At 71.3% G+C, this 14,997-nt stretch carries 8 protein-coding genes and 3 pseudogenes; 6 read left to right on the top strand and 5 right to left on the bottom strand.

Features of this window, described 5'->3' with window-relative positions; translation table 11 throughout:
- Window positions 1–4: 4 nt before the first annotated feature.
- Window positions 5–1,099: an NAD(P)-binding domain-containing protein gene (locus ACWC5O_RS08445; RefSeq protein WP_450585785.1), complete on the bottom strand. Its 1,095-nt coding sequence runs from the start codon at window positions 1,097–1,099 to the stop codon at window positions 5–7.
- A gap of 457 nt (window positions 1,100–1,556) precedes the next feature.
- Window positions 1,557–1,679 (bottom strand): annotated as a pseudogene (locus ACWC5O_RS08440) (ABC transporter substrate-binding protein); the annotation flags it as partial.
- Window positions 1,680–1,765: 86 nt separating this feature from the next.
- On the opposite strand from ACWC5O_RS08440, the gene ACWC5O_RS08435 reads away from it, so the two are divergent.
- From ACWC5O_RS08435 to ACWC5O_RS08420, 4 genes and pseudogenes are all read left to right on the top strand, one after another.
- Window positions 1,766–2,188: a YjbQ family protein gene (locus ACWC5O_RS08435; RefSeq protein ID WP_450585786.1), complete on the top strand. Its 423-nt coding sequence runs from the start codon at window positions 1,766–1,768 to the stop codon at window positions 2,186–2,188.
- A gap of 290 nt (window positions 2,189–2,478) precedes the next feature.
- Window positions 2,479–2,698: pseudogene (locus ACWC5O_RS08430) on the top strand (IS5/IS1182 family transposase); the annotation flags it as partial.
- Window positions 2,678–2,892: pseudogene (locus ACWC5O_RS08425) on the top strand (transposase); the annotation flags it as partial. The pseudogenes ACWC5O_RS08430 and ACWC5O_RS08425, both read left to right, overlap by 21 nt.
- A gap of 460 nt (window positions 2,893–3,352) precedes the next feature.
- Window positions 3,353–4,537 (top strand): type III polyketide synthase, encoded by a 1,185-nt coding sequence (locus ACWC5O_RS08420; RefSeq protein ID WP_450585787.1) that lies wholly within the window; start codon window positions 3,353–3,355, stop codon window positions 4,535–4,537.
- A 163-nt stretch (window positions 4,538–4,700) separates the two neighbouring features.
- On the opposite strand, the gene ACWC5O_RS08415 is transcribed toward ACWC5O_RS08420, so the two are convergent.
- Window positions 4,701–6,863 carry a SpoIIE family protein phosphatase gene (locus ACWC5O_RS08415; protein WP_450585789.1) on the bottom strand — a complete coding sequence of 721 codons (2,163 nt, stop codon included), beginning with the start codon at window positions 6,861–6,863 and terminating at the stop codon, window positions 4,701–4,703.
- Between the two features lie 568 nt (window positions 6,864–7,431).
- Window positions 7,432–7,974 (bottom strand): hypothetical protein, encoded by a 543-nt coding sequence (locus ACWC5O_RS08410; RefSeq protein ID WP_450585791.1) that lies wholly within the window; start codon window positions 7,972–7,974, stop codon window positions 7,432–7,434.
- Window positions 7,975–8,219: 245 nt separating this feature from the next.
- Between ACWC5O_RS08410 and ACWC5O_RS08405 the strand changes: the two genes are divergently transcribed.
- A complete protein-coding gene (locus ACWC5O_RS08405; protein ID WP_450585792.1) occupies window positions 8,220–10,571 on the top strand; it encodes a hypothetical protein in 2,352 nt (783 codons plus the stop codon).
- Between the two features lie 208 nt (window positions 10,572–10,779).
- A complete protein-coding gene (locus ACWC5O_RS08400) occupies window positions 10,780–13,200 on the top strand; it encodes an NB-ARC domain-containing protein (protein ID WP_450585794.1) in 2,421 nt (806 codons plus the stop codon).
- Here the strand turns inward: ACWC5O_RS08400 and ACWC5O_RS08395 are convergent.
- Entirely contained in the window at window positions 13,193–14,911 is a 1,719-nt protein-coding gene (locus ACWC5O_RS08395; protein WP_450780936.1) for a hypothetical protein, read from the bottom strand. The genes ACWC5O_RS08400 and ACWC5O_RS08395 overlap by 8 nt on opposite strands.
- Window positions 14,912–14,997 lie beyond the last annotated feature (86 nt).

Genomic DNA, 14,997 nt, shown 5'->3' with positions numbered 1-14,997 from the left:
GGCGTCACGCGGCGGCCGGCTCGACCCGCTCGTCCTGCTCATCGGCCAGCAGTCGCCTGATGTCCCGTACGGCCGCGCGTCCGGCCCGGTTGGCGCCGATGGTGCTGGCCGAGGGGCCGTAGCCGACGAGGTGGATGCGCGGATCGGCGATCGCGCGGGTCCCCTCGATCCGGATCCCGCCGCCCGGTTCGCGCAGCCGCAGCGGCGTGAGGTGATCGAGTGCGGCCCGGAAGCCGGTGGCCCAGAGGATGACGTCGGCGTCCACACGCCGACCGTCGTTCCACTCCACCCCGTCCGGGGTGATCCGGTCGAACATCGGCTGCCGGTCCAGGACCCCGTCGGCCAGTCCCTGCCGGATGGTGTCGTTGAGCGGAAGCCCGGTGACGGAGACCACACTCCTGGGCGGCAGACCCTGCCGTACCCGCTCCTCCACCAGGGCCACCGCCGAGCGGCCCGCCTCCTGGTCGAACGGACCCTCGCGGAAGACGGGGGGCCGCCGGGTGACCCAGGTGGTGGCGGCCGCGTACGGGGCCAGCTCCAGCAGGTGCTGGGTGCCGGACGCCCCGCCGCCGACGACCACGACCCGCTGCCCTGCGAACTCCTCCGGCCCGGCGTACTGCGCGGTGTGCAACTGCCGTCCGCGGAAGGTCTCCTGGCCGGGGTAGCGCGGCCAGAACGGCCGGTCCCAGGTGCCGGTCGCGTTGATCAGCGCCCGCGTGGACCAGTTGCTCTCCGAGGTCTCCACGAGCAGCCGCCCGTCCTCCCCCTCGCGCACGGCACGGACGTCGACGGGGCGCCGTACCCGCAGGTCGAAGGTGCGCTCGTACCGGTCGAAGTACTCGCGGATCACTTCCGCCGAGGGGCGCGCCGGGGCGGCGTCCGTCAGCTCCATGCCGGGCAGGGAGTGCATCCCGTGCACCTTGCCGTACGTCAGCGACGGCCAGCGGAACTGCCAGGCGCCGCCCGGGCCGGGGGAGTGGTCCAGGACCACGAAGTCACGGTCCGGCTCGAAGCCGGTGCGCCGCAGGTGATAGGCGCTGGACAGACCGGCCTGCCCAGCGCCTATGACCACTACCTCGACCTCGCGCATATCGTTCACGGTTCCACTAACAGCGGAGCGGCCGTGGATCTTCCCGAGTGCCTCGTACTCTCAGCAGCGATCCTCGACTGTTTCAAGCACCTTGTTTCACGCAGTTCGGGAAAACCTCCGCTGTGCGCGGCGATGTGCCCAAGAGGGGCTCAGGTGCCCGGAGTTGCGTAGAGACACGGACCCATCGGAGAGGGCCGATGGAGTGGTTGGGGAGTCGGACCGGCCGGTGGCCCAGCTGGGGCGGGCGGCATGGTCCGAGTGCTGCTCGGAGTCACGCCGGACGGGCGCTTGGCCGCGGTCAAGGTCGTGCGATCGCAGTTCAAGGCTGCGCGTCTGGGACGTCCGACGGCGGCGGCTCACCACCACTGTCCAGAACGCCGGGTCCCGCTTGGTCGACATGGCCGTCAGTCGCGGAACACGTTCCCGAGCGCTCTCTCCTTCAGTCCGTCGCCGCCGACCGGGACCCGGTAGCGTTGGTGCGCTTCACCGAGGCCGGCGCCACCTCGTAGGGCAGCCCGGTCTCCTTCGCCCACACCTCGGCCCGCTCCTCCTGGTGGTCGTACACCCAGCTCTGCGCGCGGCGCAGCCGCGCCTGTCTCGCCCTGTGGACCCCACGTACCAGGAAACGGTCGCGCCACGACATGGGAAGCCCGGCGTATGGGCCAGGATGGGGGCATGTCAGATGCCTTCACCACTCGGATGCTGAACGTCGCCACCGGTTCCCGGGAGCGGGTGGTCGACCTGACCGCCGACTGCGAGGAGTTCCTGCGTGAGGCGGCGGCCGGCCGCGACGGCCTGCTCAATGTCTTTGTGCCCCATGCAACTGCCGGCATCGCCGTCATCGAGACGGGCGCCGGCAGCGACGACGACCTCCTGGCCGCCCTGCACACCCTGCTCCCCGCCGACGACCGGTGGCAGCACCGGCACGGCAGCCCGGGCCACGGCCGTGACCACGTCCTGCCCGCGATCGTCCCGCCGCACGCGACCCTTCCGGTCATCGGCGGCCAACTGGAACTGGGCACCTGGCAGTCGGTGTGCCTCGTGGACACCAATAAGGACAATGCCGACCGGCAGGTGCGTCTGTCGTTCCTCGGATAGTTCCGAGGCAGTCACGACTGTGGGGACGATCTCCGGCCGCACCAAGGGTGACGGTCGCGGGGCCATGGACGTGCAGTGCCGAGCGCCGATATGGGGCATGATCTCGGCTGCTCCTGGGCATCCAGGCCGGCAGGGCGAGGCCGAGTTGGACTATCTCCGGCCAGATCTGCTTCTGCGCGGTGTCGTGCAGGGGCAGGTTGGCGCAGGCCGGCGAAGGCGGTGAGTCACGTGCCATCGGTATCGGTGGAAAGAGCCACCGCAGGGTGATCGACGGGATCCTCTTCCTGGGTTCCACCTCCTGTCGCGCCCACCAACACGCCGCCGGAGCGCGCAAGAAACTGCCGCGAGTGCCGGGAAAAGAAGCACGCCCCGACAGGACCGTCCCGACGAGGGACTCGGACGCTGCCGGGGCGGACTGACCTGCAAGATCCATCCGACCGGTGAAGGTGGTGCCGGCCGCTGTCATTCGTGATCACACCAGGGCAGTGGGGCGACGCACCGTCGGAGGTGTCGCGGATCTGCGGCGAGCTCGACGCAGAACTGACTGCGTGCAAGGAAGGCCGCTGGACCACACCGTCTCTCCCTGCGTCTTCCTGGACGCCACCTACTGCAAGACGAGGGTGTACCACCGGATCGTGTCCCAGGCCGTGATCATCGCCACCGGCATCTCCGTCACCGGCCATCGCGAGATCCTCGGGCTGGTGGCCGCGATCCGCACCTAGCCGGACATGGTAAACGGCAGGTCTTCGACCGCCGCTGCCTCTCCGAAGCCTCCATGGCCGGACTCCTCACGACGCAACCCGCCGCGGACGATCGCCGGCTTCCACCACAGCCGAAACCGAATCAGCTCGACCAGTGACTGCACCTCGGCGGGACGCCATCCGCTACGACAGGCGGCGGTCCTGGCTGACGGTGCGTCAGGTGAGGCTGGCGGAACCATTCTGAAGGCCCCTGTTTCAGCGGTGTGTGCCGTGTCACGCATTTCGAGGGCCGCCTAAGTTGTCTGCATCACAGCGGAAATGTCCATTTAGCGTCCATGCTCGAAACGGATACCGGCTCCTGAAGTGGGGCCTATCGGCAACCTCTTGGGCGCGAAGTTCCAAAGTGACCCATGACACAGCACTCGCGACATTCCCGCTTGTTTCCCTGGAAAGGTGCCCCATTATGGCCGCTTACCTCTGTCCTCCTGCCGTGATACACGGCGAGCACGCCGTGGAGACCAGCCAGATCGTGGCGGAGGTGCGCGACCGGCATCCGCATGCGGCGTGGGCGCCGCGGATCGACGGCATCGCGGCCAGCACGGGCATCGAGACCCGCGGGTGGATGCTGCCGCTGGAGGCCGCCGTCGCACCAGGCAATGGCGGTGGTCTGCGGGCTGTCGGCGTCGGGTCGGCCCAAGAGGCGTTGGTGCGCGACGGGTTCACCCAGCAGGATGTGGACCGCGTGATCGGCGCACTTGAGGCGATACCCGGGCCGCAGACCGTCCAGGAGCGCACCGCGCCGGCCTGGGAGGCGGTGCAGTCCTACGGGGAGCGCGCGGCGCGCGGGGCCCTGCAGATCGCCGGGCTGGACGCCGCAGACATCGACTGCCTGATCACCAGTCATTCCACCACGCCGGCACTGCCGGGGCTGGACGTCGCCCTGGCCAACAGGCTTCCGCTCCGCAACGACGTGATGCTGCTGCCGGCCACGCAGTGGGCCTGTATCGCGGGGACCCGCTCCCTGGCGCTGGCGGCGGATCTCGTGGCCGCGGATCCCGACCGGGTGGTGCTGGTCGTGATCGCGGAGGCGCTGAGCACGACCTACCAGCCCGCGGACGACACTCTCGAGTCCCTGATCGTCCGGTTGCTGTTCGCGGACACCGCGGTCGCCGCGGTGGTCACCGGCCGCCCGCGGCGCGAGTCGGTGCTGCGGCTGGACGCCGCCTGGCACCACACCCTGCCCGGCACCCAAGACCTGCACCGCCTGGACACTCGGTCGGACGGCAACCACTTCGTGATGGACCGGCGCGGGCCGCGCGCCGTACAGGAGACGGTCACCGCGATGTGGGAGTGGCTGCGCGTCCGTTACCAGGACGTCCCCGACTCCTGGCACCCCGACGTGCTGCTCGCGCACCCCGGCGGGACCCGCGTGCTGGAGTACATGGAGCAGACGATGCCCGACGCGTGGCCGTCGGGGCTGCTGGACTACAGCCGGGACAGCTACACCAGCGGCAACCGCGGAGGCGCCGCCGTGTTCGACATCATGCGGCGGGCGCACGACGCCGGGCAGAAGCCAGGCAGTCGCGCCGTCCTGTACGCGGCGGCACCGGGCCTCACCGCCACCGCCCTGGAAGGGGAGTGGCTGTAGCGCGCGCCACCCGTACCGGTGAACGGGCCGCCCGCAGCACCGGTCACGACACCGGTACCGCTGAGGGCGCCGTCCGTACCGCCGGTGGCGCCGGCTGACGCGCACGCCGCCCGTACCCTCGCGGCGCTCGCATACGTCGGCCCCGCCCCGCCCCGCAGTCGCGTCACCTCGCGACTTCCGCCCAGACCACCTTGCCGGTGTCTGTCCACCGCACCCCCCACCGGGTGGTGAGCTTGTGCACGACGCGCAGGCCACGACCGCCGTCGTCGAGGAGGCCGCCCGGGCTCAGACGTGGCCTGCCGTTGCCGGTGTCGCCCACCTCGCACAGCAGGCGGTGACCGGCCCTGATCAGCCGTACCGTGACAGGACCGGTGGCGAAGCGCACCGCGTTCGTGACCAGCTCGCTGACCAGCAAAGACACGTTGTCCAGGGTGTCGTCCCTGGTGTGCCATTGCCGCAGCAGCGTGGAGACCTGCGCGCGGGCACGGGCGGGCGCGTCGTCGCGGGCGGGCAGCCGCCACGTCGCGGTGTCCCCCTTGCGGTAGCCGATCATGCGGGCGAGCAGCAGGGTCACGTCGTCGCGCTGGCGCGCGGGCGCCAGTGCGGAGACGACGCGCCGTGCGGCCTGCTGCAGGGCGTCCCAGGGATGCACCGTGGACACGGCGTCCGCCAGCCTGTCGATGCCCTCGTCGATCGACAGGGCCGGATCCTCCACCAGGCCGTCGGTGTAGAGGGCGAGCAGGGAGCCCGGGGGCGCGCCGAATGTGTGCACGTCGAACGGCTCCCGCAGCGCGAACTCGGCACCCAGGCCGGGATGAGGGCGGACCGCGAGCGGGCCCGCCTGCCCGTCCGGGGACACCAGGACCGGGGGGAGGTGGCCGGCGCTGGCCAGCGCCACGTGGTGGCTGACCGGGTCGTAGAGGGCGATGCAGCAGGTCGACCCGAGGGCGCTGTAGCCGGCCGCCAGCCCGGACTCCGAGTCGTCCAGCAGCGTCACGGTCTCGTCCAGGTGCTCCAGCACCTCGTCGGGCGCCAGCCCCGCGGACAGCAGCGCGCGGGCCTCCATGCTCAGCTGGCCCATGGTGGCCGCGGCTCCCAGGCCGTGCCCGACGACGTCACCGACCACCAGCGCGGTACGGCCGTCCGGCAGCGGAAAGCTGTTCACCCAGTCGCCGCCGACGCCCGCGCTGTCGGGGGTGGCGGGCTGGTAGACGCTGGCTATCTCGATGGTGTCGCCGCCGGTCCGAGGCAGCAGCCGGCGCTGCAGCGCCAGAACCTGAGTGTGCTCGCGCTGGTGCTGTCGGGCCAGGTCCACGTGATGGACGGTCCTGGCCACCAGTTCTTGCAGGTCGAACAGCTCGCTGTCGCGGAAGGGGGAGTCCGCCCGCCGCCAGACCTCAGCCACGCCCAGTACGACAGGCGGCGCGCTGTCCAAGACCAGCGGAATGCATGCCACACCCGCCGACCGGTCACCGGGCACCAAGGCACGCATCACCCGCGGACTGCCGAGTATCCGCTCGACCGCCTCCCGGTCGGGTATGACGATGGCCTGCGGGGCATCGTCCCGCCGTACCGCCTGCGCCAGCAGGCGACTCGCGTCGCTGGGAAGATCGTCGCCCGGAGTCACGTATCCCTCGGGCCACGCCCGGTCCGGCACCAGGGCCGCTCGCCGTAGCCGGATGCGTCCCTGCGCCTGCTCGGTCACTCCCTCGCCTGTCCACACGGCGAAGTCGAGGTCGACGGCGGCCACGTCTCCCCAAGCCAGCAGGGACTCCGCCAGCGACTGCGCTGTCTCGCCGATGTCCAGTGAGGTGCCGATCGCGGTCTCGGCGGCGTACAGGTGCAGCCTCCTGGCCATGGCGATCACGGAGACGGTCAGGCCTTCCTGAGGCATCGCGGCGGGCAGGATGCTCAGCGATACCACCAGCTCCGATCCGTCGCCGCGCCGCAGGCGCTGGATCCGGGCGACGTGCGCCTCACCGGTCTCCAGGACCTGCCGCAACCGCCGTGTGACCGTCGGTACGTCCCCGGGAGGCAGGAGATCGACGAAACGACTTCCGGCCGCGGCATCCAGACCCGCGAATACGGGGGCGTCCAGATTGCAGCGGGTGATTCTCAGATCCCTGTCCAGGTTGATCGCGCCGAGAATCTGATCCTGACGGCCGGCTGCCGCGTTGTCGGGTACGCGTTGGCTGGTGGTGCGGTCCCCCTGCGCGTTTGCAGGACCGGCGGCCGCTGCCGCTCCGCCGCGCGGGATGTAGCGCCCCAGGGCGCTGCTGACCAGGTCGAACGGCGAAGAAGACGAGGGGGAGGGTGTGGAGTCCATGCGGCTCTCTCAGCAATCCCCGGCACAGCGCCGGGGCCGTACTCGGACCCGTGCGACGGGGCCCCGAGATCCCTGACCGCACACCTCATTGAATAACACCGGGAGTCGCTTCGCCCACATCAGCGGATCACGCGGTGAACGCGGACAGTGAGGAATGCCCGTGGCCGGTGGGGCCGTGCTCACCTTGCCGGGGGCTGTCGCCCGCCAGCCCGGACGGCGACCCCTTCGTAGGACCGGACTCCGCGGGAAGCGCGTGCACTATCGGCTATCGCCCGAACACCGATGCCCGGTGATCACGGTGAGCCTCTCCGGCAGATCCTGGGCGGCCTCTCCTCATCTCCGGGACGGCGATCGGCTGAGGGGAATCTGCCGACGGGGGCTCCTGCACGGTGAGGAGCCGCCTCGGTGCCGCCCGGCGGCTGCTGCCGGCACCTCTCCCGTTTGCGTCAGGCGGAGCTCGAACGATCTGAAGGAACCATCGTCCGCCCGGGTGGTCGGCGGCTCCCACCCCGACAGGGCAATACCAGGTCAGGGGCCTGATCCAGTGAGTGGGCCAGGCCCCTGAGCCCTAGTCGAAGTCCTCGTCGTCCTCGCCGTCCTCGTCGTCTTCGTCAGGGTCTTCCAGGGCCTCCGCCAGGTGGTAGTCGAGGGGAGCGTCGATCTCGTCGTGTTCCATCAGCAGACGGCACAACATGTTCAGCGGGTACTGCCCTGCCGTCTCATCGGCGTCGGCGGGGCTCACGCACGGCGTGTCGATGGTGCCGTTCTGGTACACCGGCGCGAAAAGGCGGGGCGCCGGCGCTGTCTCGTCCAGGATCATGGGCTCGTACTTCCACACCAGCCCGCGAGCACGGCGGACGGTCTCGCCGAGGTACCAGACGGCGCCTTGGACGAACTCGCCGCGCCGCGCGTCGTACACGTCCTCCAGGGTGGCGAACCGCCCCCGGACCAGCTCTTCCAGTAGCTCCAGCGAGTCGGGGCCGAAGTCCCACCGTTGCGCGCCGCCGTCGGTCCGGGCCCAGTGCTCGAAGGCGGCCTGCCGTTCGGCCAGCCACACCAGCAACTCCGGGTGTCGCTGCGGATCGTGCGCGTTGTCAGTGTGCTCGCTCATGCGGGCACTGTAGAGAACCCGAGAGGCGACCGTTCGAGCCGGCCTGGCCAGGGCCTTCGAACCGGCTTGCCCGGGGCCTGAGTTGCGACACGCCACGCGCAACAACTTGTTGCGACTTGCGTGGCGTCAGCCCCTAGGGTGCCCCGGTGGACGGTGACATGTCACGGGGGCCCGCACCGTCCGCCTCCAGTCCCATGTGCCCCTATCAGGGACAAAAGCAGTTGAATACACCGATACGAACCCGCTTGCGTGCCCGCCTGGCGTCCTGTCTCGCGGTCCTCTCCGCGGCCGGGATGATGCTGGTGGGCCTGCCCGCCGCCCCGGCCCAGGCCGCGCCCGGCGACACCGCGCAGATCACCACCGGCAAGCGGTGCGACGAGATGCACCTCGGGAAGAAGTACCCGCGCACGCCGGCGAACTCCGGCGCCCCCGGCGGCGCCCAGTTCGAGGAGTCCTGGCCCGGCCTGGAAGAGAAGTACTTCTACGACCACCTGTTCAAGGGGTTCGAGGACGTTCCCACCCCCACCGCGCAGGAACTGGCCCAGCTCGGCAGCACGCAAGAGGACGTCGACGCCTGGGACGAGAAGTACGCCCGTTCCAAAGACCCCGACGACATGAAGCAGGGCATCTACACCCGCTACAACCGCTACCTCAAGGGCGGAACCGGCGCACGCCTGCCCTTCAAGCGGTGGCAGAAGCGGTTCCTGACCCAGAACCAGCAGAACAACCGCAAGGGCGCGGCCTTCGAGCGCAAGACCGTCCGCGACTTCAACCTGGTCGGTCCGGACTGGCTGTGCGAGGTCACCGTCGAGGTCCGCGACCAGAACGGGAAGCTGCTCGCGCGCCGCAAGTACGACGCGTACAACGCGAAGAAGGACCAGTTCGCCGAGTTCAAGTCCACCTCCAAGTACCGGCCCAAGCAGTACGCCGCCGACCGGATCGTCCTGCGGCACAAGGACGCCGCCTACGACTTCACCAAGAAGAACCTGGTCATCTACGGCGGTGAGAAGGCCGCCAAGGGCACCGTCAACCAGTACGGCAGGCTCAACCAGGCGCTCCGCGGCGAACGCGGCACCACCGGCAACCCGGTACGCATCTACGAGCGCCGCGCGGCCGGCATGGGGGTCTACCCCACCACGAAGTACTCCAAGTACTACCCGGTGATGAACCCCAACCCGGCCAGGGGCACCGCCGGACCGATGAACGACATCGCGTTCGACTCGGGCAAGAACCCGAACGACGCCAAGCGGATCCAGCGCGAGTTCAACCGGGCCAACACCCGCAGCGCGCTCGGCCGCGGCCCGGGCGGTGTCGACTTCACCACCCTGGAGATCCAGTACGTCGGCAACCCCGTCAAGGGCAAGGGCCTCGACTACTCCTTCAAGGCCGACTACGTCGACGACGAGGACACCAACCCCGGCTACGGCGGGCAGGCCAAGCTCCAGCTCGCTTCCGACGCCATGTTCACCTGGCTCGCCCTCGACCCGCGCTCCTTCTGGGTGAACCTGAACCCGGACCAGCCGGACAAGATCATGAACCCGACGTTCGGCAAGACCGACGCCGGGCGCGTCCTCCTGGTCGCCGACCTGGACATGAAGCACGACTACGCCCGCGCCATGGACCCGCGTGTCGAGCCCGGAAAGACGTACTGGGACGCCATGAGCGACGCCGGCCTCCCGTGCTCGCACTCGCTGCGCAACTGGATCGTGCCCAAGCCCGCCAAGGTCCGTGTGGACGAGAACGGCATCTACATCCTGGACGCGCCGCTCGAGGTCAAGTCCGCGCCGATCGACTTCACCACCCCCAGCCCGAACGGCGACTGCTCCCTGACCAAGGAGCAGGTCCAGACGTCGCAGCGGCTGGTCGACCAGTACATCCTCCCGGGCATCGAGAAGAAGATCAACGAAGATCCGAAGTACGCCGACCTGCGCCGCGTCTACAAGTCGCGCGTCGCGGCCGAGTACATCCGCCGGCAGGACAAGGACCACCCCACCGACTTCCACGCCATCATCGACAGCGGCGACGTCAAGCGGTGGCCCCTGCGTGCCCCCAACACCGGCTGGACGCCGAAGGAGACGTACGACGAGTACGTCACGTCCTTCACCAAGGGCGACTACAGCTACCCGTGTGAGTACAACGGGGAGAACAAGACCTGCGTGATGGGCGGCGTCGACTTCTCCAAGCAGCCCGAGAAGAAGATCAGCCGGGCCCGCTTCCAGGCCGAACACCCCCGCCTGGACGTCACCACCAAGAACTCCGTCCGCACGGAGACCGGTTACCGCGACACCTACACCGCCTACCTCGGCGGCAGCGGCTCCGGGAACACCGACAACGGCGGAACCCCGGAGCCGGATCCGACCGCGACCGGCAAGCCCACGCACAAGCCCACGAGTCCGGCCCCGGAACCGTCCGGCAGCCATTCCGGCGGTCACACGCCGACGCCGACCATCCCGCCCGGGAGGAACGACGACGACCACGGGGGCGGCCTCGCCGACACCGGCGCCCAGGTCGGCCTCGTCGCCGGGATCGCCGCGGTCCTCGTGGCCGTCGGCTTCGTCCTGGCCCGGGTGAAGCGTCGCCGCGGCACGCGGGACTGACCGGCCCACCCGCACGACAACTGCACATGAGGACGGCCCCCGTTCCCTTCCGGCCAGGAGGGAACGGGGGCGTCCTCGTGCACGAGCGAATCCAGGGTGTGGCCGATCTTCCCGGGGTGACGGCGCGGCCGACTGGGAATCCGGCGGAGATCCTTCTACCGTGGGCTGCGCCTGTCCCGGTGCTGGTGGACGACGTGAAGGGGGCTTGGTGGACGCCGAGTTGGGGACGCTCGCCGCGCAGGGGGCCACAGCCCTGATCGGGCTCATGGTCGCGGATTCCTGGGGAAAGACCAAGCACTTGGCTCGGCGGCTGACCGGCCGGCTCTCGGGGCGCGGTGCGGACGAGGAACTGGAGGCCTCACGCGAGGAGTTGGACGCGGCCCGGGAGCGGGGCGAGGAGGTACGGGCGGCGAACCGGGTCGCCGCCGCGTGGGAACGGCGTCTGCTCGACGTCCTGCGGAGCGACCCCGAGGCGGCCGGGGAACTGCGGCGCCTCCTGTCCGAACTCATGCCGGGAAGGTCGTACGACATCACCTTCGACGCGCGGCCGGCCGCCGACGACGACGCGCCTGTCGACCACATTCCGGCCCTGACCGGCACGTTCAGCAACCGGGTCGCCGAACTCGACCGGATGGACGCCCTGTGCGGCGAGCCCGGCCGGGTCAGCCTCGCGGTGCTGGCCGGGCTGCCCGGGGTCGGCAAGACCGCCTTCGCCTGCCGCTGGGCCGACAAGGAGCGGAACCGGTTCCCGGACGGCCTGTTCTACGTCGACTACGCCGCCCTGCGCGACGAGTCCGCCGTCGGCGCCGCCATGGGCGCCGACGTCTCCCAGGCCCTCGCCACCATCCTCAAGGCGCTCATGCGCAGCGACGAGCACGTCCCGGCCACGCTCGCCGAGCTGACCCGGCAGTACGCCTCCTGTTCGCGCGACCGGCGCATCCTCGTGCTCATCGACAACGTCACCCTGCCCGCCCAGGTACGGCCGCTGATCCCCAGCGGGCCCGGCAGCACGGTCGTCGTGACCAGCCACAGCAGGCTCACCGAACTGGTGGCGGTCGACGGAGCCGACCTCATCGCGCTGAAACCCCTCGACAGGGAGAGCGGCCTGACCCTGCTGGCCGACCACTGCGGACGGGAGACCCTCGAGGCCGACCCGGCTGCGGCCGCACGCCTCGTCGACCTGTGCGGCGGCCTGCCGGTCGCCCTGCGCATCGTGGCCACCCGGCTGCTCACCGACGACGCCCTGACGCCGGCGGACCTCGCCGACGAACTCGAGGACGAGGTGGACCGGTTGGAGGGCATGTCCCTGCCCGGCAGCGCCTACTCGGTGTCCGCCGTCCTCGGACCCTCCTACCGGCTGCTGCCGCCCGGACCTGCCCGCATGTTCCGCCTGCTCGGCTGGGCGCCGGCCGGACTCTTCGACGCCGGGGTCGCCGCCGCGGCGGCCGGTGTCGACACCCGCACGGCCAGGCGGCTGCTGCGCGAACTCGCCGCCGCGAGCCTGCTGGAGACCGAACGCGACGGCCGCTACCGCCTGCACGACCTCGTTCGCCTGTACGCCCGCGAGCGCGCGGTCGAGGAGGAGCCGGCGACCGAGGAGACCGCGCTGCTCGAACGGGTGGCCACCCACTACCTGGTCCTCGTCGCTCTCGCCGACCGCGCCCTGCGCGAGGACCGGCTGCGGATCGCCGACCTGTCCGCGCGCTTGGCGGGCGCCTCCGACCCCTTCTCCGCTGATGCCGGTCCCTCCCCACTGACCTGGCTCGACGCCGAGTGCGCCGCGATCCTGGCCGTCCTGCGGGCCGCCGTACGCCACGGTCTGCACGCCGTCGCCTGGCCGCTGGCCGAGGCGTTCACGGCCCTCTTCCTCCACCACCGCTACCTGGGCGCCTGGAAGGAGTCCCTGGAACTGGGCGCCGAAGCCGCCGGCGCACTCGCCGCGGCCCCGGGCACCCCGGTGGAGACGGCGGCCGAGGCCGTGGCGGGCGAGGCCCGCCTCCGCAGCCTGCTCTCCCGCCCGTTGACGGACCTGGGCGAGTACGACCGCGCCCGCACGGAGCTGGAACACTCGGTCGCGCTCGCCGAGTCGACCGACCGGCTCCTGCTGCGCGCCTCCGTCCAGGAGTTCCTCGGTCGCTACCTGGACCGCTTCGACCCGTCCCGCGCGGTGGAGACGTACCGGTACTCCCTCGACCTCAACCGGCGTGCCGGGGACCGGCGTGGCGAAGCCCTGGCCGCCTTCTTCCTCGGCCGCGCGCTGGACGCCCGCGGGGACCACGCGACGGCCCTGGCCACGCTCACCCAGGCCCGGCAGGACCTGCTGGACCTCCCCGAACCCGACCACCGCATGGCGGCCCGCGTCCACCTGGCCATCGGCCTCGCCCAGGATCACCTCGGCCACACCGACGAAGCCGTCCACGCGTTGCGCACGGCCGCAGGCACCCTGCAGGACCAGAACGCGACCCACTACGAAGCCGAAGCCCTGCTCGCGCTCCTCGGCATCGCCGAGCGGACCGGCCGCCACCAGGAGAGCGTGCGCGCCTGGCTGACCCGGGCGCTCGAGATCCACGAGGCGAGCGGCAACCCGGGCGCGCTGGAGGTGCGCCGACGGCTTCGGGACCTCAGCTGACGACGGGAGGCCCGGGCCGCAGCCGCAACACCACGTCCTCGTCCCGCACCGCACCGATCCGCAGCGTCAGCAACGCGTCGGCCAGGTAACGGCCCTGGCGCAGGCACGCGTAGACGACGGCCGCGGCGAGCCCGGGCGCGATCGGCGGACCGGTGACGGACACCTCCACCACGCGGCCGTCCCGCAGCCCCACCAGATGGCCGCCGCCCCGCACCGCACAGGAGGCCAGCAGGCTGCCGGGCAGCTCCGCCGCCGTGGCACGGATCCACCGCAGGGCTTCGGCCGCGCTGTCGGTACGGCCCGTCCGCTCGACGACGGAGGCGCTCTCCAGCAGCCGGCGGTCCCGTTCGCCGTCCGAGCAGGCGAGGTGCGTGAAGGAGAGGGGCCGCGTGCCGTCCAGGTCCCCTTGGACGTGCGCACGGGCCGCCGCCGGGAATCGCCGTACCGTGACGACCGGACCGTACCCCTCCTCGCTGACCTCGGTGACGACCAGCGACGAGGTGACCGGGCGGGCGGCCGGTTCCGGGGCGGGCAGCAGCAGGTCCGGCGGGGGTGCGGACGCGGGCTCCGGCAGGTTCAGCAGCTCGTAGACGGCCGCGCGGAGCAGCGCGAGGGCGTTCCCCGGTTCGGCGAAGGCCCGGCGCGCCACTTCGGCGTAGCGCTCAGGGGTGTGATCCCGTACGACGCTCTCGACCTGCGCCCTCAGCTCCGCGCCCGGGTCGAGGCGCGGAGCGGCCGCGGCCAGGTCGTGGACGGCGGTCCCCGGCACCGCGTCGGCGCCGAACGCCCCGAGCAGCACCGGAGTTCCGAGCGCGGCACCGTACAACGTCACCGAGCCGTGGTCGCCGATGACGGCGTCCGCCGCGACCAGGGCGGAGCGCCAGGCGTGGACGGGAGGCAGCAGGATCAGCCCCGCGTCCAGCGCCGCGGACTGCAGCGCCCTGATCTGCCAGGCGCCGTGGGCCGACCAGACGTTGGGGTGGACGACGGCGGCGACCCGGTACTCGTCGTGCGGGAGTGCGCCGAGGACGCGGACGGGCAGGTCGGGGTGCCGGCCGAGGAGAGAAGTGGTCCCCCAGGTGGAGCTGACCACGACGAGCCGCTGGTCCTTTGCGACACCCAGGGCCTCCCGGTACGCGTGTCTGCGCGGCCGGCCGGCCAGCAGTTCGTCGAAGCAGGGATCGCCGAGCAGGAGGGTGCGGCCGGCGGTCTTGGGGTGGGCGGCGAGGAGCTGCCGCTCCTGGTCGGGGTGCGAGACGGCGAGCCAGGCCCGGCCGGACTCCAGGAGCGCGTCCGGTACGAGACCGGACAGCCGGTCGCGCGGTCCGCGTGCGTCCGGGACCCGTTTCTGGAAGCCCACGCCGTGCGGCAGCACCAGGACCGGGCAGTCGCCCTCCGGCAGGTCCACGTTCTCGCTCGCCGTGAGCACGAGGTCGGCCCTGATGTGGGCCAGCTGCTCCCAGGACATGACCCGGCAGCCGGACGAGTGCAGCAGGTCGAGCACTCCCGCGCCGAACGCGGAGGTGGGGTCGTGGGCGAAGACGACGCTCACGCGAGGGTCGTCGCGCAGCAGGGCGGGGAGCGCCTCGAGGACGCGCACCGTCGAGGTGACGGTGCGGGCGGCGACGACCAGGGTCCGCTCGGCGGGGAAGGTACGCCAGCGATGGGCGTCGGGGCCTACCGGAACCCGCAGGAAGGGGCTACCGGACACCACGTCCGCACCCCCGACGCCCACACCGCACCAGCGGCTCGCGGCTCGCGGCTCGCGGCTCGCGGCTCGCGGCTCGCGGCTCGCGG

This window comes from Streptomyces sp. NPDC001450 (genome assembly GCF_053597295.1).
This window is presented reverse-complemented; position numbering and strand designations above follow the sequence as displayed.